Raw genomic sequence first — 19,114 nt, forward strand, 5'->3', positions numbered from 1 at the left:
AATACGACGTATTACGAGCCGATTATGTCGTCTCCCAACAACAAATTTTCTTCCAAGAATCGCATTTTGTAAAAAAAGTTCAGACGCCATTTACCCGCAATAAAAATAGGTAGAATTTTGTTTTAAATCAATTCAGACGACAGTCGGTCGATTTAATTTAAACGTAATGCTCAATCGTTGGAGATTGTCGCGCTCACTTGAAGGAGTCATTGCTGTGCGATTGTTATTAGCAAAATTGTCTACTGGAGTCGTACTCGCTTCCTCCTGCTTTTTGGCCTATGCCGATCCTTTGGACGGTTGTGTTAATTCCCCAGAAAATCCGACGGTCATTCTTGGATTAATTGGTCTTGCGGGTGCGGTGACGCCGTGGGTCGGCAAACAACTGCGTATGCGTCAGCAACGAAAAAAACAGAAGCAAGATCACGATCAGCACTGACGTCGGTTTTGCAAGCTAACCGCGCAGACCTGGATTGGTGCGCGTTGAGGCTAAAAATACGCTCATCCATTATCTTGGAGTACTGTCGCCATGAAGCTTTCTCTACACTTGTCCGCTGTAAAACATCCTCCACTGCGCCAACATCTGTCTCACATGCTGGTACGAGTGCGGATTGTCTGTGTCAGTTTGATAGCGAGCGCAAACTTGGTAGCGTGTGGTGGCACATCAAATTCGACGCCGCCCTCTGCCAACAATAATATCCCAGTGAGTCATGCGAGCCTGACAGGTCGACTCATGGGAGGGCGACAAGCCATCGTGGGTTCGACGGTGTATGTCTATGACGCCAGTGGAACAAGGGCAGGTGCTTCAGTACAAATTGGTGCTGCGACGACGCAAACCGATGGCACGTTTAGCGTTGCGACATTAAGCCCCGCCCCTGTGAATGGAGATTTAATTTATTTGTTAGCAGTGGGTGGCGATGCGGGGGGAGGTGTCAATCCGAATGCGACGCTCATGAGTGTGGCGGGTGTGTGGGGTGATGGCAACTTCGTGAGCCATGTACAGATTAACGAATTAACGACGGTTGCCGTGGCATCGAAATTAGGGAGCTACATGGCGCAAGTTCCTTGTACGAGTATCGGTGGCAGCACTGCCACTTCGGGTACGTGTCCAATGATACGGGGGCAAGGCGGTTGGGCTGTGCCTGTCGCCAATGTGGCAAGTTTGGTTGATGTGAGTGCGGGGGCAGCAGCACTGGCGTTACGCACCGCATCCAACCCCAGCGCGGCGTACACGACCTACCAAAATTTAAATCTACAAGCGAGTGTCTTGGCAAACTGTATCAACTCTGTGGGCGGCACGGCTGGAGATCATTCTGCCTGCGGTAATTTATTTAGCGTAGCGTCAAGCCAGGCTGTCGCAGGCTCTTTGTCCATCAATGGTGGAACTTTCTCGGTCGGCCCGACACCTGCGTTACTCACCATATCGCCGAATGGTCAGTTTGTTTATGTGCCGAATTATGGAAACAGCACCGTGAGCACCTTAAAAGTAGCCAGTGATGGCAGCTTGAGTGCCGTCGGGTCGCCTATCGCCGTGGGTATGCAACCTTATTTTATCGGCATATCCAATGACGGTCAGTACGCGTATGTCGTGAATTCAGGGGATAACAGCGTGTCGACCATGCATATTGCTCAGGATGGAACCTTGAGCGCCGTAGGCTCAGCAACGGTGGTCGGTAATATACCCTCATCGATTGTATTTTCAGTGGACGGACAATTTGCCTTTGTTGCTAATGCAGGGGATGGCACGGTATCGACGTTAGCGATCAACAATGGTAGTTTGAGTGCGGTTGGTTCGCCATTGCATGTTGCAAGTGCTATCGAGGCGATGGCGGTATCAGCTGATGGTCAATTTGCGTATACCGCTAATGGAAGCGATAACACGGTGTCTTCGTTAAGCATCACCAACGGAAGTCTCAGTGTGATTGGGACTGTCTCTGCAGGCAACGGTGCTAACTCGGTGACGGTTTCACCAAACGGTCAATTTGTGATTGTGGCAAATTTAAATGACGGTTCCATTTCTTTATTTAGTTCGACGAATGGCGTCCTCACATTCATTGGGCAACCTGTCACTGGATTGGGGGATGCCGCTTTCGTCACTTTTTCGCCGAATGGTCAGTTTTTCTACGTACTAGATAGTACGCTCAATAACGTTGGTGCGTATAGTATTGATCAAGCTGGTAACGTTACTCCAGTCAATACTTTAGCCGTAGGTTCAGGCTCTTGGGCCATGGCCATTTCGGCGAACGGCCAGTTCGGTTATACCGCTAATGTCAATGACAATACGGTCTCGATCTTGCGTCTTGCTTCTGGTACGCCGAGCGATAGTTGGTCTACTTTTGCTAATCTGCAAGCGAACCCAGTCAACACCGCTGCCGCATTATTTGCGTTAGCGCCATTTCCGGCGGTATATAGCCCAATGCCGTCTAGCGCGCCTACAACACTAGCGTTACCTTAATAGCATTGAACGTGTACACTCACGAAGAGCGTGGCCACGTTCAATGCAAAAAAGCGATAAAAAACGCAAGAGGCCACAGAATAAACCCAGAGGGTAATGCATCGACATGGCTTATCGTTATTCTGACATTTGGCAACGGACTTCTTGCGTACAGTTCGTCTTATTCCTATCGCGCATAGTCGCCTTGCTGATCCTTGGTAGTGTGGTCACTGCCTGTGGCGGTGGTGGCGGTGGGGCAGCTTTTTCGACGCCCGTACCTCCTTCGCCAGCGTCGGTGAGTGTGAATTGGCTGGGAGTAGTCAATGCAGCAGGGCATCCTTTGAGCGGTGCCAAGGTGACGATCTATGCCGCAGCCAGCAATCGCGGTAGCGCGCCGCAGAGCTTAGCGCAAGTTACCACCGACGCTAACGGTCAATTTGCTGTGACGAGCGTTCCAGCATTACCTGCCGTCGGGCAAGTTGTCTATGCGGTTGCAGATGGCAGTAACGGTGTGACGCGATTGCTCACCGTAATGGGAGCCTATTGCGCGACCGATAGCACGTGTTCTTTTGCGACCAACGTTACCCTCAATGAGCTCACTACCGTCGCCGCAAGTTATAGCCTCGCAGCGTATGCGACGGATGGTACGACAGTCACACTTGCTGGTAATAGTACGGGTGTTCTGAATGCTGCGAAAACTTTTGCGAGTTTGATTAACCCAACGACTGGGCATGTGTCGGCTTCCTTGGTGGGATTGAATTGTCAGGGAAGTGTGAGCGAGCAGACCAATTGTGCCTTGGTACAAAAAATGAATACGCTGGCTCATTTCACCGCCAGTTGCAGCGCCGCGGCAAGCGCTACGGACAAAGCGTGCGCGCAGTGGCTCGCACTCAGTAATCAGGCGACCGATACCTTAGGGCTGCTTTTGCAGATCGCTACCCAAGCAGCAGTGCGTAACAACGGTAGTGGCATTTTTAATGCGATGACTGCGTCGTCGAGTACACCCTCGTCGCTCTATGCACCAGTATTAGCGGCAGCACCCGCGGATTGGACTCTGGCGCTCAGTATTACGGGCGGTGGCTTAAGCAGTCCTGTGGATATGGCATTGGACGCGCAAGGACAAGTGTGGGTCGTTGATGGGACGTCAACAGGGGCGCTGAGTAAGTTTGGTGCCGATGGCGTGCCTTTGTCTCCAGCAAGTGGATTTGTCGGTAATGGCTTGGCTGGACCTCAAGGCATGGCGGTGGATAGTATGGGTCGCATCTGGGTAGCCAACTGGGCGCAGGGGAGTGGAACGTCATTATCCATTTTTAACAACGACGGATCGGCAGGAACGGGGTCGCCTGTTATGCAGACGGTGCAAAACGGTGTGGCGTCTCTTGTTGGTCCGATCGATCTCGCATTGGCCCCCAATGGTGCAATGTGGGTGGCGAATTACGGCAATAGCACACTGAGCCAATTTTCTTCTAACGGGACACTGGCAATTGGCCCGGTGGTGGGCGCGGGATTATCTTTTCCAACGAGATTGGCGACAGATAACACCGGTAACGTTTGGCTGGTCAATAGTAGTAACAGCAGCGTCAGTCAATTTAACGCGACAGGTATTCCTGTTATTTCGACAGCCTACACGCATCTCAATCTGAATAGCCCTAGCGATGTCGCCATGACCCTTGCTGGTGATGTCTGGATCAGTAATCAGGTCAGCAATTCGATTGAACGTATTATCGGGGGCAATACTCCGCCAGCCACTTGTCCGTCCGTACCATTGGCGAGCGATACCGCTTGTGTGGCTGCCACGGTGGCGTCGTCCAATGGGGGTTTTCATGGACCTGCCCGTCTCGCGGTGGATGGGGCTGGTACGGTCTGGGTCGCTAATAAACTCAGTGCCACAATGACGGCAGTCAGTAGTGCAGGCAGCGCGTTATCGCCGCTGGCTGGTTATCGCTCATCAGATATGCTGCAACCAGCCGCTATTGCGATTGATGCGTCTGGCAATGTTTGGATCGCCAATCTGGGAAGTTATACCGTGACCAAATTCATTGGTATCGCCGCGCCGGTCAAGTTACCCAAACAAGGGCAGCCGGTGCCTTTATGATGCCATCTCGTGTGCGGGCTTTACTTCAAGGTGGCACTGATGGTGGCACAGATGGTGATATACGCCTGATGTCACTCATGCCTATCATAGCGATCATACTGACAGTACTTGGTTTATACGTGGCCTTTTCAGAGATGCTCATGTCATTGGTGTTGATGTGGCGCACCGATGAGCTCCGGTCGATTGGTCTATTGATGCCTCTCGCCGCCTTATTTTTTGCAGTGCAGAAAAAAGAGCAATTAGATTGGAATGCAGGTAGCTGGTGGGGCTTGGTACTGATTGTTGTGTTGGTGGCTTTACGTTATCTGAGTGGCGATCGAGCGGTATTTTCTATTCTCTATGGTGAGCAGCTCATTGCCTTCGCGCCCTTATCAGTTGGTATGACCCTGATGCTTTATTTTACTGGCGCCGTTTTGTTTTTTTGCGGTGCGCGTGGTGTCCGGCTTCTCCGTTTTCCGTTGTTTCTATTATTGTTTGTGAATCCTGTTCCCGGCTTTTTTGCTTCGCTTGATTTACCTCTGCAAACAATCGGGGCGATCGTTGCGCGATGGTTCGCTGGCGTCATGAGTGTGCCAGTGGAGCCAGGCTTGCTTAAGCTCATGTTTGCACCGCATCTGGGGATGTTCATTGCGCCGGGATGTGATGGCTTGCGCGGTGTTTCTACCATGCTTTGTCTATCACTGATTGTCGGTCATTACTATCGTATGCGACCTGCACACCATGGCATGTTTGTCTTGTTGTCGATGGCCTTGGCTTACGGGTTAAATCTCGTTCGTTTATGTTGTGTAGTGGTGTATTACCGTATTGCTCTCAAAGTGGATGCGATTGCACCGTGGGGGGCTGAGATCGATTATGTGATTGGCGGGATCTTGTTTTTTATAGCGGCCTTGTTTGTCTTTGGTTACCCGCGAAGAAAGTCCGCGGTATGAAACTGAAGCTTGCCGTCTTTGCGATGTTGATTGCGTTGTTGTGGCAATTCAAGCCGAGATCGCTTGAGGATGTGGAAGCCATATCGGCTGCCGATGCGGTTTCTCTGGTGCCAGAAAAGATCGGGGCGTTTGAACGTCAGCCACGTACTTGGCGCATTCCGCATCATGATGGGGTGATCGAAGAGGGCGCGATGTACAGTCTTCCGGCGCAAGGAGGAACCGCGTCTATACCAGTCCAACTCGACTTTTATCGACACGCCCGGTATCAGCACAATGGATTAGCTTGCTATCTGAATGTGGGAGAGGTCTTGCGCTGGTCTGAGAGAAAAGACATCTCGCCAACAGTGCAACTATTGCTGTCATTGACGCAAGCCGAACATCAACTGCGCCTGGTAGCGACCACCGAGTGCTATGTTGATCATTGCAACGAGCAACGTATCGCGACAACGTGGACCGTACAGATGCCAGATTGGGCACCTTTGCAAGCGCACTATTCCAAACAGCGTGGCGTCGTCCCGATGTCGATTGTCTTGACTGCGGACGTTAATGATGCCAATCAACACGAGGTCGAGCAAACGCTGAGGACGCAGATGGCGCGTTTTCTTGCTGATGTCGACTTTAACCCTGCCATCCGCGTTGCGGCCTTACAAACGGCCCCCTAGTGCCATCGGATTGATCTCCAATCAAGCATCTCGGTCATTCTCGTCGTTGCTACGACATTGTGTGGTTGATGCTGCCTAAGAATGTCTCATTGGCGTGTCATTGATGTCATCTGATCTTTGTGACAAGCACGGGATATGCTACAGTTTTACTACAAGTAATATTGAGGATCAAAGATGCATCGTTGATCCTCATGGGCTGTCATTTGCCGAAACGCTCGGTCTGGATCGATGCCAGGCTGACGATTTTTGTGGAGTACAACGTGCTATTCCTGATCTGAGCTTATGCCAATCCTACCTAAAACCATGTCGCTGCGTCAGTTCGCTGACAAACTCGCTGATCATCCTGGCGGTGTTCTTTTCTGTTTGATGTCACTCCCGTTGCTCTGGGGAGTATCGACGCCCAGTTTCTATTTCGTGATCAACCCAGCGAAGTTCGTGTTTTTGCACAATATTGCAGAAATATTTGCGGTTGTTGTGTCGATGTTTATTTTTGTCACGGGCTACAACGCATTTTTTTCAGCACGAAAAAGTGCTGTGATGGTGTTGGCGATCTGTTTTTTCGGCGTAGGTGCACTGGATCTGATGCACACCCTGAGCTATGCGGGCATGCCAGATGCAATGACGCCCAATAGCTCCCAAAAATCGATATTTTTTTGGTTGAGCGCCCGCACATTGGCATCGCTTGCGTTACTGGCCTACGTTGTGATGCCCCCACACGAACAGCCTTCCAGGCTAAAGAGACGCCTTACCACGGTCACTCTTGTGGCGATGGTTGCCATTCTTGGATACATTGGGCTGTTTCATGTTGATAGCGTTCCCAGCCTCTTCGTGGTCGGGCAGGGGCTTACTAATCTTAAAATTGACATTGAATGGTTCATCATCGGTGTTGATCTCATCACCTTCATTGCCATTTGGATGAAGCAAGCGCAATTGCCCAAAGAATCGGTGATGCCGCTATTTTTTGCATGCTTTCTATCAGCGATTTCAGAGCTGTTTTTTACACGTCTCGGGGTGATTGATAAAGATAGTGCGAATTTAATTGGTCATGCCTATAAAGTCCTTGCCTATCTGTATTTGTTCAGAGCCACCGTCAATGAGGCGCTGCACTGGCCTTTACGGCAAAAGGAAACACAATTTTTCCGAGAAAAAGTCATGTTGGAGGTTGCGCCGTCTGGCATTTTATTGCTGGACGACAAGGGAATTATTCTCAAATCAAACTCCGCATTGAACTGCATGTCCGGCTGGACTGCGACCCACTTAGTGGGCATCCACGTGAGTGTGCTACTGCCTGATTTCGCGATCCTACGCGCGATTGCCTCCAGTCGGGAAATCTCCAATAGCGACCGATTAATTAGCGATTTTGATTTAACTTGCCGCGATGGAACGAAACTACCCGTTGATGTCTCGATTGGGTCGTTTGCGGATGAAGTGAATGTTCATACGATTGTTTATGTTCGCGATATGAGTGAGCGCAAAAAGTTAGAACAATCGCTGCGCTTTCAGGCAATGCATGATGAGCTAACGGGATTACCTAATCGACGGCAATTTCGCGACCGCCTCGATCAGGTGATTGCCGAATCTGCGGGACGTGGCCGACGCATTGCCTTGTTATTTTTAGACTTAGATTACTTTAAATCGATCAACGATAGTTTCGGACACGTCACCGGTGACGCATTATTAGTCCAAGCCGCTTACCGTTTAGAGCAGCGTATCGGCCATGCTGGCGTTGTCGCCCGACTGGGTGGTGACGAGTTCGCTATTTTTCTGACTGACATCGATCAGGTGAGCCAAGCGGTGCAAATCGCCAATGATTTGCTCAATGAGCTACGTAAGCCTTTTCACTTGGAGCAAGAAGAGGTTTATTCCAGTGCGAGCATTGGCTTGGCTTTTTACCCTGACGATGCCGATGACAGTCATACGCTATTACGGTATGCCGATATGGCGATGTATCGGGCCAAGCAAGCAGGTCGCGGCACCTTGGCTTGTTTCTCGCACGAGATGAATCTTCAGACCCATGAAGATCTCAAGCTACATACGCGTCTCAAAGAAGCCTTAGAACAAGGGCTTCTTGCATTACATTACCAACCCCAAGTTGACGTCAATAGTGGCCGTATCGTTGGTGTCGAAGCTTTATTGCGATGGACCGATCCGGTACTGGGCGTTGTCTCACCCGCAAGGATGATCCCGATTGCCGAAGCCACAGGCTTGATCTTGCCGTTGTCAAAATGGGTGTTAGACCAAGCGTGCCAACAAATCGCAGCATGGACGGCGGCGGGCTTTCCTGTGCCTGTTGCGGTCAATTTTTCTGCGCAACTCTTTCGTCAGCAAGATTTAATTGAAACGGTATCCCTGGCGCTGCAACAGAACCAGGCGAAGGCAGCGTATTTATGCATTGAAATCACAGAATCCGTGGCGATGATCCACCCACAAGAGGCGCACCGTCAGTTAATGGCGCTGGTGGCGATGGGGTGCCATATTGCATTGGATGATTTTGGGACGGGATTTTCTAGTTTGGCGTATTTAAAGACGCTACCTGTCAGTAAGCTTAAGATCGATAAAAGCTTTATGGATGGCATTCCGAATGACGGTAATGACATCACAATCTCCCGTGCCGTGATCGGGTTAGCGCATAGTCTGGGGATGTCCTTGGTGGCAGAGGGTGTGGAGACCAAGGAACAACTCGATTTTTTAAAAAATAATGGATGCGAAGCCTATCAAGGCTGGCTGTTTTCCAAGGCGATTCCCGCTGCAGCGATGACGAAGATGCTGGCCGAGCAGGCGACATCGTCGTCCGATCAGGGTGAGGCGCATCACACGGCGGCGGGGTAAGGCGGTTTGAGCCACCAGACTAAGAAAATACCGCTCAGTAATGCTGTTTCTCTTTTGTAATTTTTATAAATATCAACAAAGTGAATGTCTGATATATAAAAATAGAAGTTGTCGATTTTGTTGCGACGCAATATAGTAGAACCGTCTCCTCCAAATCCGCAAAAGATTTGGATTTAAGCCCGCCTCGTGCGGGCTATTTTTTTATCTGCGTCTTGCTAAAGATATCACCGCAGGCGTCTTGTCGTTTCGCGCACAACAAGCTCTAGCGGCGGCAGATCCATGTCTGTTGGCTTGCCGTTGATGATATTGATGAGGGCAGTCGCCGCAGCTTGCCCCATTTCATACAAAGGCTGGCGTACCGTTGTTAAGGGTGGGGTGGTGTACAAGGAGTTTGGTAGATCATCGAAGCCGATAATCGACATATCGTCAGGTACACGAATTCCTTTGCGATACAGACTCAAGCGGGCACCGTAAGCGGTCTGATCGTTGACTGCAAACACGGCGCTGAATTTTTGCTGGCTTTCAAATAAGCGATTGATCGCGATAAGACCGCTTGCCTCGTGCAAATCACCCTCGATGATGAGTTTTTCTTCGATGGGTAACTGCGCCTCTTCTAATGCGCGGCGATAGCCCGCAAGGCGTTCGCTTGCATCAGGGTTATTGTCGGGACCCGCAATAAAAGCAATATGCCGATGACCTAATTCGATTAAATGGCGCATGGCCAGAATGGCACCCATTTCATTATCGATTTTCACGCTTTTCACGGTATTACTAGAGACATTGCGTCCCGTCGCGACAATGGGCCGCTGCTCAGAAAAGCGCAAAACGTCTTCATCGGCAATATGACCCGATAGCAGAATCAGTCCATCGATTTTTCGGGCAATTAAGAGCCTGATACGGTCAGCTTCTTCTTGCGCATTCCAGTGTCCGCTCACAATCACCGAGGCATACTGCTGCGCGTTAAGCACATCGTCAACACCACGTAAGGCTTCCGAGAAGAAGGGGCTGGCAATATCTTGGACGACAATGCCAATGGTCATGGATTTACCACTTTTGAGACTTTGCGCAAGCTGGTTCGGTTCAAATTTGAGCTCTGCAATCGCCGATTCAACCGCCTGACGCTTGGCATCAGAGACCTTCGCTGTGCTATTGAGTATCCGGGACACGGTGCTTGGCGACACGCCAGAAACACGCGCCACATCCAGTAATGTCACCGGTGAATTTATTTTTACTTTGTCGATCACTACTCGCCTTTACTGAAGGAATGGGAAGGAGATGTTGAAAAGCTTTTCAAATCCGTCGAGGCATGACTTTTTTGGATATCTTCGCCCCTTGTTATATCCAACTTATACCTATTCATACTGAAAATATCAATCGATTCAACGTCAATCTTGCAATAAATCGTCAAAAATGCTGCATCGAGGCTTGTGATGTCGTTGACAGTAACATAGGTGGGTGTTAAATTCTGGAGTTATGAAAACGTTTTCATAAATCACCAATCGGCAAAAATGACACGATTTACGCAGGAGGGATGCAAATCTTGTCGTCGATGCTGCCACCAGCTGACAACATAAAAACATGCCAACGACATCTAGACCGCTTCATTTTCCCCCCACTTTTCATTGGGGCGTTGCAACCAGTGCATTTCAAATAGAAGGAGCCGCCTTAGAAGACGGCCGTGGTCCATCTATCTGGGACACGTTTTGCCATCAATCCGGCACCATTTTGGATGGCAGCACCGGTGATGTGGCCTGCGACCATTATCATCGCTATGCCAGCGACGTTGATTTAATCGCCTCGTTAAACGTGGATAGTTACCGCTTCTCGATTTCATGGTCACGCGTTCAACCACTCGGTTACGGGGCGTGGAATGAGCGTGGTTTTGAGTTTTATTCGAAGTTAATTGCGCGTCTCGCTGAAAAAAATATTCAAGCACATATCACGCTGTATCACTGGGATTTGCCACAAGGCTTACAAGATCTGGGTGGATGGTTGAGCCGCGAGACGCCACAACGATTTGCGGAGTATGCCGCTGAAGTAGCGCGACGTTTTGGGTCGCAGGTTGCGTCCATTGCGACTCATAATGAACCGTGGTGCACCGCCAATCTTGGCTACGGTAATGCGCAGTTTGCGCCTGGCGTGGCAGACCGCGCTTTGTCGATACAAGTATCCCATCATCTGTTGTTATCCCATGGCCTCGCCATCAAAGCAATGCGTGCAGTGACGGGCGATGCGGGACCTCAGTACGGTATCGTCCTCAACCAATGGCCCGCAGACCCAGCAACAGCGTCACCTGCGGATGTCGCCGAGGCGCAATGGGAATACGCCCGCTCGGTAGAATGGTTTATGGATCCGATTTTTAAGGGACATTACCCGCAACGCGCCTTGGATCGTATGGACCTCAGTCGATTTCATGTGATGGACGGCGATATGGAAATCATCCAGCAGCCGATTGATTTTCTGGGCGTGAATTACTACACCCGCACCTTTGTCAGCACAGACAACCCACCGAAAGCCCGCCCAGGTGTTCTTGGTTTTACCGATATGGATTGGGAAATTTATCCTCAAGGGTTGACGGCATTACTGGTTGGCTTGAAAGAAGCGTACAAAGACTTACCACCGATCTATATCACCGAAAATGGCATGGCAGCAGCAGACCATGTCAGCAACGATCAGGTCAACGATCAAGCACGTATTGAGTACATTCAAATGCACCTACAAGCACTGCAGGCAGCGATGGAGCAAGGCGTGGATGTGAGAGGCTACTTTTACTGGAGCTTGATGGATAACTTTGAATGGAATTCGGGTTATAGCAAGCGTTTTGGACTGATCTATGTTGACTATGCTACCCAACAACGGACACTGAAAGAGAGCGCCTACTGGTACCGTGATGTGGTGCAATCGCAGCGTCAAGAGAAATAATAGATTGTCGCTGTTTATTCCTTAAGCAATATCAAGAAGCATCGAGCATTATCAAGCAATCTGTAACAGCATAAAAATACAGTAAGACCCACAAGGAGCCAGCGAAAGCTGGCTCTTTTTGTTTCACACATAGGCAAAACGGCGAGCGAAGACGCAAGTAAAAAAAGCCTCCCAATGCACAAGGCATGGGAGGCAAAGACGGGTAAAACTCTGTTGCCCTTATCGGGCGATGGCAAGTGAGACTAGCTCGATGACTTAGAAGTCGATACCTGCATTAAAGCCCACAGTACGTGGTGGCAGATACTGCGCTTGCCATGTATTAAAACCATTCAGTGCACTGGTTTTAATATTGTTGTTGCTGACATTGCGTACGAAGCCGTCAATATAGAAGTTATTGCGGGCATACCGTAAGCCAACGTCCGCTCTTGCATAAGAACCTTGTTTATCAGGTGCGCCAAAGTAATCACTAAAGACGCTCAAGCCGCTTTCCGATTCATAATGCACACTGATCCGTGGCGTTAATGTGGCGTCACCCGCCAAATGCAATGTGTGTTGATACTGCACTTGCAACTGCACTTTTGGCGTATGTGGCATGGTGAAGCCAGTCACATCCACGCAAGTACTGATCGTTGGATCGGCGACGCATTTCGGCAGTGAGTAATCATTCGAGCCAGCAATCAATTTGCCCAAGGTGGCTTTGGGGGTGTAAGCGAGAGAAGCTTGTACTTTGTCGTCCTTGCTTAACTTCGCTGCGATTTCCGTTTCAAAGCCTGCAATCTTAGCGCCTTCTGCATTGCTCGTTGCCAATGTGTGTGAACCATCTGGATTGGTCACCGGTGCGCTGAATTGATATCCTTTAAAATTTTCAAAGAACAAAGCATTGTTGATTTTGACGGCACCATTCAAGAGCGTGTGCTTCGTGCCCAGTTCATAGTTGGCTAAGGTCTCTGGGTTATACGTCCGGCCACCATCTTGCAAACCACCGGATTTATAACCAGTTGAGTAGCTGACATAGATCATGTTGTTTTGATCGAAGTCATAACTAAACCGCGCCAAACCAGTCAGTTTAGAGCTGCTGTAAGAACCTGTGTTGGATGGCACACTTGGGCTATAACCTTGACCTGGAATGGTGGGGTTAATGTTGGCGCTGAGTGGTACTTGTGGGACTGTTGGATCACCATTCCATGTATAGCCATTGCCACCTTCGTTGGTCCGTTTATCACTGGTATAGCGTAGACCGCCAGTCAGGTGAGTTTGCTCAGAGAGATTCCAAGTCGATTGACCAAATACCGCCGTTGATTGCACGGTTTCTTTTGGTTGAATAAACGAACCCTGCCAACCCACACTACCTTGTTGCGTACCGTTCATGATAGGGATATCGAAGCGAATATCATTGGTTTCTGCACCGTAGTACAGACCCAACAGCCAATCGACATCACGTTTCCCCGTCGATTGCAATTCAAACTCGTGGCTGTAGTTGGTGTAGTGCGATGAGACCGTATTGTTTTCTTGATGCGTCGCACCAGTGGTGAAACTGGTTGGAATACTCGCGCCACCATCCTGATCGTAGTTCGATGATCCGCTGAATTTTGAATACCCTGCGATATAAGAAAGCGACATTGCATCATTGATCGCGAAATCTACACGACTGCGAATGGAGTCCGTATCCCGATTCACAAACGGCGCGGTATCAATCAATGCTGACCACAATGCTTGACCAGAACGTGGCGTTTGCATCAAGTTGATATTGGGTGTGCCACGATCTGCATATTTTTCATAGGATACGTTCCAAGTGATCGCTGACGTTGGTTTCCAGAGCATGCTGATACGTGCTGCCGATTGGTCTTGTGCATCGTATTTCGGACCATTCGTCACAAACAGGTTGGGATTGAGTGCTTGGAAGCCAGTGAGACTACCTTTATTCGAGGCGGCATACGCAGCCTGTTGGCTTGAGAGGGAAATCGACGGCAGTGTTTGGTAATCAACATAACCATCGTGTTGTTCATGAACATAAGCAAAGCGTAAGGCCATCGTGTCACTGACGGGGACATTGAACGCGCCGCGTGTGCCAAAACGTTTATAGCTGCCAAGGCCACCTTCAATCGTACCCGACCGTTCGCCGATCACGGGCCGTGCAGTTTGCATATTAACGGCACCGACGGTGGCGTTTCGTCCCCACAATGTACCCTGTGGTCCGCGCAAGACCTCGATACCTTCCATGTCAAACAAAAGGGATGTAGCGCCTTCTGGACGCGGTGAATAAATGCCATTGATAAATGTCGCGACTTCAGGATCAGCGTATTCGGTCTTCGCGCTATCGTTACCGACACCGCGCATCGTCATCGTAATGACGCCGTGATCACCTTCTGTCGTGGCGGAGAAGCCAGGCACCAGATTGACCACGTCCTGAATTGTTTGTACGTGTGCATCGTCCAGTGCAGCAGCACCGATCGCTGTAATCGCCACAGGCGTTTTTTGCAGAGATGTTGCACGCTTTGTACCAGTCACAATGACTTCCGACATGCTGCCATTGTCAGCGATGGCTTTCGCCTGTGCTGCTGCACCGCTTTGTTCTTGCGCATGTGCAGAGTGAATACCGGCAATCAATGTCAGGATAGCAAGTTGTATTGGCGAGCCCAGTTTCTTAGGGGCGTAGTGGGGGCTAACGTTCATAGGTCTCCTAATTACTTGTAAGTGAATGCCGGTATGCCGGTCATAATTTTAGTTTGAAAAGGTTTTCATTTGCTTGAAAACGTTTTCATATTACGTACCTTTGATGAAAAATGTCAAATTAAAACCCTCTTTCTCATCAAAATTTGATTTATTATTGTGCCTTGTTGTGATCACACAACCCGAAATTCAAAAAAAACACGGCTCAGAATAAAAATACGGAGACAAATTTGAAAACGATTTCACGTGTCATCATTGTGGGTGGAGGGACAGCAGGGTGGTTGACTGCGGCTTTTCTCGCCAAATCACTGGGCAGCACCGCGCCAGGCGCGGTTGCAGTGACGGTGGTCGAATCGCCAGAGATCGCCACCATCGGCGTGGGCGAGGGGAGTTTTCCCTCGATGCGGGGCACCTTAGCGGCGATTGGCATCGACGAAGCGAGATTCGTTCGTGAATGCCACGCCACTTTTAAACAAGGTATCAAGTTTGTGGATTGGGTGCGCCCACCAGGAACGCCCGGCGTCGATCATTACTTTCATCCTTTCAGTTTGCCCAGCCAACGTGCGGGCGGTCCTGAGCTATTGCCGTATTGGCTGCAAGGCGTTGCCCCGACAGGGGTGGCGTTTGCTGATGCGGTGACCATGCAAAAGCGGATCGCTGATCAATGCCATGCGCCCAAGCGTGAGATCGATCAAGATTTTCTGGGGCCCATGAATTACGCCTACCATTTTGATGCGGGTTTATTTGCTGGCTTACTTGAACGTCACGCCAAGACCCTCGGCGTTGAACACCAACAAGCCACCATCGCCGATGTGGTATTGACAGAAGATGGTGCCATTGCCGAATTACTGACCAGCGAAGGTGCACGTCTCTCTGCGGATTTGTATATTGATTGTACAGGATTCCGAGCAGCATTGATTGGTAAAGCCCTTGGTTCACCATTTCAATCCGTCGATGACACCTTGTTTGTCGATCGCGCAGTGGCAATGCAAGTGCCCTATTCATCCCCCGAGAGCAGTATTCCCTCTTATACCGTCTCAACAGCGCAAACAGCGGGTTGGATTTGGGATATTGGCTTGCAGCAGCGTCGCGGCATCGGCTATGTCTACGCCAGTCGCTATCAAGATGATGTGTCTGCCGAAAAAACACTCCGCGATTACATTGGACCCGCAGCCGATGCGCACACGGCGCGGGTTATCTCACTCAAACTGGGATATCGGCCACAACAGTGGGTTAAGAATTGCGTGGCAGTCGGTCTTTCGGGTGGGTTTCTGGAACCACTCGAAGCCTCAGGCATTGGCTTAGTCGAAACGGCAGCCTATTACATTTCTTATCTGTTCCCAATGGATGGAAACCAAGCGCCGGTTGCCGCCTTGTTTAACGACCTCATGCGACAGCGGTACGAGCGCATCGTTGATTTCATCAAAATGCATTACTGCCTGACGCAGCGCCGAGATAGTGCCTTCTGGCGCGATAATGTCGACCCCGTCAGCGACAAGCTGAAACAACAGCTCGCGATGTGGCGCTCCCGTCCACCGCATCGGCTCGATTTTGTCAGTGATGTTGAAATGTACCCCTGCTCAAGTTGGCAATACGTGTTGTATGGCATGGAGTTTCAGACCACACTCCCACCCAATCCTCACGTCTGGCACCGCGCAGCGGATGCGGCGAAAGAGTTTGAGATGATCGCCATGCTTTCCCATCGCGCTTTAAAAGATTTGCCGACACATCGCGCACTCATTCACCATTTGTGTCAGAGAAGATAGCCTCGCTTGAGAGCGTGCGCAAAAAACATGAGCCAACCATTCATAACGACCGATTTCAGATAAGAATATCAACCCCTACTTAGACCAAGAAGCGCCGTAGGATGTGACATCAATAAAAAAGAAAGCCGAGACATGCAATCCAATCAACCTGCCAAATCCCCCTTGCTATGGGTGCCTACGACGTACTTTACGATGGCCCTCACGTACATGACGCTCACCAGTGTGACCGCCATCATGTTCAAAAATATGGGGATGGATAACGCCCAAGCAGCGCAATATGCCAGCTACCTTATTCTGGCCTATACCATTAAGCCTTTGTTTGCACCGTTTGTTGAAATGTATCGCACCAAAAAATTCTTTGTCATCGGTAGCCAACTCTGCATTGGTCTTGCTTTTGCCGGGGTCGCCTTGGTGATGTCATTGCCTGATTACATGGGCATATTGATGTTTCTATTCTGGGGAATTTCGTTTTTAGGAGCGACGCAAGACATCGCCTCTGACGGTGTGTATGTCACATCATTAGACGGCAAAACACAAGCGCTCTACTGCGGTATTCAAGGCTTGAGTTGGAACATTGGCCCCATCATCGCCTCGGGTGGATTGGTCTATCTGAGTGGCAAGCTACACAGTGATTTTTTTCATCATGATCCTGCGGTGTTTGGTGCGCAATGGCGTGATGCGTGGCAAGTGGTGTTTGCGATTGTGGCGGTCATTAATATCGCGATGTCGTACTGGCACCGCCGTGTGATGCCAGAGGGCGCAAAAGCTAAAACAACGCCAGACAACGTCGCCGCCGCCGTCGATATTATGCGCGATTCGTTCACTAGTTTTTTTCAGAAACGAGGCATCTGGTTAATGATCGCCTTTGCCTTTTTGTTTCGTTTAAGTATTGGGTTTCTAGAAAAAATCGGTCCGTTTTTTATGGTCGATCCCATCGCCAAAGGCGGACTGGGCTTAGGCAACGAACTACTCGGCATTATTTATGGCACCTACGGCCTCATCGCCGTCTTACTTGGTTCGATGTTAGGTGGCTGGTTTCTGGCGCGTCGTGGTTTGCAGTCCAGTCTGTTTTTACTCTGCTGCGCGGTCAATATTCCCAACGTCACGTTTTTGATTATGAGTATCTATCAACCTGATAATCTGTTCCTCATCACCGCCGGTGTCGCCATCGAAAAATTCTTCTTCGGCTTCGGCTCAGTCGGTTTCATGATCTACATGATGCAACAACTCGCCCCAGGCAACTACACCACCACACACTACGCATTTGGTACCGGATTAATGGGACTCTGCATGATGGTCACAGGCGTCATCAGCGGACACCTTCAGCAATTGCTTGGCTATACGCATTACTTCATGTTTGTGATGGTCTCGACGATTCCGTCGTTTTTGGTGTGCTGGTATGCGCCGTTTTACCAGAAGGAAGAGGGGAGTGAGGGTGTCTCTTCCGAACCACGTTCATAGCTCGCGACATGAAACTGGCTCAGCGACACCATTTGTCGCTGAGCCATTGAGTCATCTTAGTTAGATGACTTGTGGCAATTGTTTTGACTGTAGGAACAAATAATTACCAAAATTACCACCGTATTATTATTTTTAAATGTAATAATGGTAAGTATTGGTAATCTTGTTTTTCATCAGAATTTATGTCCGAAACCGTACTGCGTCAGATTGAGTGTCTCAAATTGCTATCTAAAGAGAGAACCCGCACTGCAAATGAGATACACAAAGCGCTTGAAGACCGTGGATTCAAGACATCAAAGCGTACCGTTGAACGTGATTTGCAAATGCTCTCTGCGCGCGTCGGCATCGTTGCTGATGAGGAGCAGAAGCCATTTGGGTGGAAATTCAATAAGGATGTGGCACTAAGCCTGATGCCAGGGTTAAGTGAAACGGAGGCATTAAGCTTTTTATTACTCAAGCAATTTGCTAGCCGCCTTTTACCAAGCAGTATCGAAGAGGATTTAGCGTTTTATTTTAATAGCGCTGCCAAGTCGCTATCTGAGAATATTTCTGCCAGTGCAGTGCGTGCTTGGCCTAATAAAGTGCGTACAGTTGAGACGAATCTCGTCTTAGAAAAACCAAGCAATGACCCTGCAGTGCGGAAGGAGGTGTACAACGCCTTATTTAGAAGCAAGCAAGTAGAACTTACCTATCGACCAGCAGGGAAGCTTGAAGCAAGAACCTATGCTGCAATTAATGTGTTGGGTCTCATCGAACACGGCGCAGTGATTTATGTTGTCGCAAATTTCAAAGGCTATGACAACGTCCGCTTATTAGCGCTGCATCGAATTCATCACGTCAAAGTTCTTGATACGCCTACTGTGTCTCCCGTTGGATTTGATCTAGATCATTACATCGCTCGAGATGGGATGGGATTTGGTGGTGATGGCAATGAGATTAGTCTAGTGCTTCGTTTTTATGATCGTGCCGGGTATCCCTTCTTGGAAACCGCCTTATCTAAAGATCAAACGTTCTCTATTGTCTCGGAAGATATTATCGAAATCAGTGCAACGGTACAAAATACAGTGCGCTTACACCGATGGCTACGCAGTCATGGTGCAAGCGTTGAAGTATTAGCACCCAAAACGCTGCGGGCTACAATGAAACAGGCACTTGTTGATGCATGTGATCGCTATAAGGACTAGTCCCCCCTTATTCTCAAACTACCTCTACAAAGTCCCCGAAATCATTTTTATCGTTTCATTTCATCGAGGGTACGACGCAATATGTCGCAAGTGAAGACTATGCTGTTTTCACTTTCGTGATTCTGACGAATACGCTCCTCAAAATATTGAGTGAGAATTTGTTTA

At 49.5% G+C, this 19,114-nt stretch carries 12 protein-coding genes; 10 read left to right on the plus strand and 2 right to left on the minus strand.

Annotated elements, in window-relative coordinates:
• Nucleotides 1-214 precede the first annotated feature (214 nt).
• From ACO0K2_RS02255 to ACO0K2_RS02280, 6 genes are all read left to right on the plus strand, one after another.
• The gene (locus ACO0K2_RS02255; protein WP_423015304.1) at nt 215-436 is read left to right on the plus strand and encodes a PExPT-CTERM protein; all 222 of its coding nucleotides are present in this window, start codon (nt 215-217) and stop codon (nt 434-436) included.
• 90 nt (nt 437-526) lie between these two features.
• Nucleotides 527-2,452 carry a lactonase family protein gene (locus ACO0K2_RS02260; RefSeq protein WP_423015306.1) on the plus strand — a complete coding sequence of 642 codons (1,926 nt, stop codon included), beginning with the start codon at nt 527-529 and terminating at the stop codon, nt 2,450-2,452.
• Between the two features lie 106 nt (nt 2,453-2,558).
• Nucleotides 2,559-4,526, plus strand: coding sequence for a hypothetical protein (locus tag ACO0K2_RS02265; RefSeq protein WP_423015308.1), 1,968 nt, complete (start codon nt 2,559-2,561; stop codon nt 4,524-4,526).
• Nucleotides 4,523-5,455 carry an exosortase J gene (gene xrtJ, locus ACO0K2_RS02270; protein ID WP_423015310.1) on the plus strand — a complete coding sequence of 311 codons (933 nt, stop codon included), beginning with the start codon at nt 4,523-4,525 and terminating at the stop codon, nt 5,453-5,455. Before ACO0K2_RS02265 ends, xrtJ begins: the two co-directional genes overlap by 4 nt.
• Entirely contained in the window at nt 5,452-6,117 is a 666-nt protein-coding gene (locus ACO0K2_RS02275) for a hypothetical protein (RefSeq protein WP_423015312.1), read from the plus strand. Before xrtJ ends, ACO0K2_RS02275 begins: the two co-directional genes overlap by 4 nt.
• A 282-nt stretch (nt 6,118-6,399) precedes the next feature.
• Nucleotides 6,400-8,946 carry a putative bifunctional diguanylate cyclase/phosphodiesterase gene (locus tag ACO0K2_RS02280; protein WP_423015314.1) on the plus strand — a complete coding sequence of 849 codons (2,547 nt, stop codon included), beginning with the start codon at nt 6,400-6,402 and terminating at the stop codon, nt 8,944-8,946.
• Between the two features lie 224 nt (nt 8,947-9,170).
• Here ACO0K2_RS02280 and ACO0K2_RS02285 read toward each other — a convergent pair whose 3' ends face one another.
• On the minus strand, nt 9,171-10,190 hold the full coding sequence (locus tag ACO0K2_RS02285; protein ID WP_423015316.1) for a LacI family DNA-binding transcriptional regulator: 1,020 nt from the start codon (nt 10,188-10,190) through the stop codon (nt 9,171-9,173).
• Between the two features lie 334 nt (nt 10,191-10,524).
• Between ACO0K2_RS02285 and ACO0K2_RS02290 the strand changes: the two genes are divergently transcribed.
• Nucleotides 10,525-11,868 carry a GH1 family beta-glucosidase gene (locus tag ACO0K2_RS02290; protein ID WP_423015318.1) on the plus strand — a complete coding sequence of 448 codons (1,344 nt, stop codon included), beginning with the start codon at nt 10,525-10,527 and terminating at the stop codon, nt 11,866-11,868.
• Nucleotides 11,869-12,123: 255 nt separating this feature from the next.
• On the opposite strand, the gene ACO0K2_RS02295 is transcribed toward ACO0K2_RS02290, so the two are convergent.
• Nucleotides 12,124-14,541: a TonB-dependent receptor gene (locus tag ACO0K2_RS02295; RefSeq protein ID WP_423015320.1), complete on the minus strand. Its 2,418-nt coding sequence runs from the start codon at nt 14,539-14,541 to the stop codon at nt 12,124-12,126.
• 227 nt (nt 14,542-14,768) lie between these two features.
• Here ACO0K2_RS02295 and ACO0K2_RS02300 point away from each other — a divergent pair, with 227 nt between their 5' ends.
• The 3 genes from ACO0K2_RS02300 (at nt 14,769) to ACO0K2_RS02310 (ending at nt 18,949) form a co-directional block, all read left to right on the plus strand.
• A complete protein-coding gene (locus ACO0K2_RS02300) occupies nt 14,769-16,304 on the plus strand; it encodes a tryptophan halogenase family protein (protein ID WP_423015322.1) in 1,536 nt (511 codons plus the stop codon).
• Nucleotides 16,305-16,436: 132 nt separating this feature from the next.
• Complete coding sequence (locus ACO0K2_RS02305; protein ID WP_423015324.1) at nt 16,437-17,765, plus strand: MFS transporter; 1,329 nt, start codon at nt 16,437-16,439, stop codon at nt 17,763-17,765.
• Nucleotides 17,766-17,947: 182 nt separating this feature from the next.
• The gene (locus ACO0K2_RS02310; protein ID WP_423015326.1) at nt 17,948-18,949 is read left to right on the plus strand and encodes a helix-turn-helix transcriptional regulator; all 1,002 of its coding nucleotides are present in this window, start codon (nt 17,948-17,950) and stop codon (nt 18,947-18,949) included.
• Nucleotides 18,950-19,114 lie beyond the last annotated feature (165 nt).

This window comes from Undibacterium sp. MH2W (genome assembly GCF_049340215.1).
Taxonomy (GTDB): Bacteria; Pseudomonadota; Gammaproteobacteria; order Burkholderiales; family Burkholderiaceae_D; genus Undibacterium.

Coding starts and splice junctions, on each gene's coding strand:
- ACO0K2_RS02260 (WP_423015306.1), top strand. CDS start 527: ATGAAGCTTTCTCTACACTTGTCCGCTGTAAAACATCCTCCACTGCGC.
- ACO0K2_RS02265 (WP_423015308.1), top strand. CDS start 2,559: ATGGCTTATCGTTATTCTGACATTTGGCAACGGACTTCTTGCGTACAG.
- xrtJ (WP_423015310.1), top strand. CDS start 4,523: ATGATGCCATCTCGTGTGCGGGCTTTACTTCAAGGTGGCACTGATGGT.
- ACO0K2_RS02275 (WP_423015312.1), top strand. CDS start 5,452: ATGAAACTGAAGCTTGCCGTCTTTGCGATGTTGATTGCGTTGTTGTGG.
- ACO0K2_RS02280 (WP_423015314.1), top strand. CDS start 6,400: ATGCCAATCCTACCTAAAACCATGTCGCTGCGTCAGTTCGCTGACAAA.
- ACO0K2_RS02290 (WP_423015318.1), top strand. CDS start 10,525: ATGCCAACGACATCTAGACCGCTTCATTTTCCCCCCACTTTTCATTGG.
- ACO0K2_RS02295 (WP_423015320.1), bottom strand. CDS start 14,541: ATGAACGTTAGCCCCCACTACGCCCCTAAGAAACTGGGCTCGCCAATA.
- ACO0K2_RS02305 (WP_423015324.1), top strand. CDS start 16,437: ATGCAATCCAATCAACCTGCCAAATCCCCCTTGCTATGGGTGCCTACG.
- ACO0K2_RS02310 (WP_423015326.1), top strand. CDS start 17,948: ATGTCCGAAACCGTACTGCGTCAGATTGAGTGTCTCAAATTGCTATCT.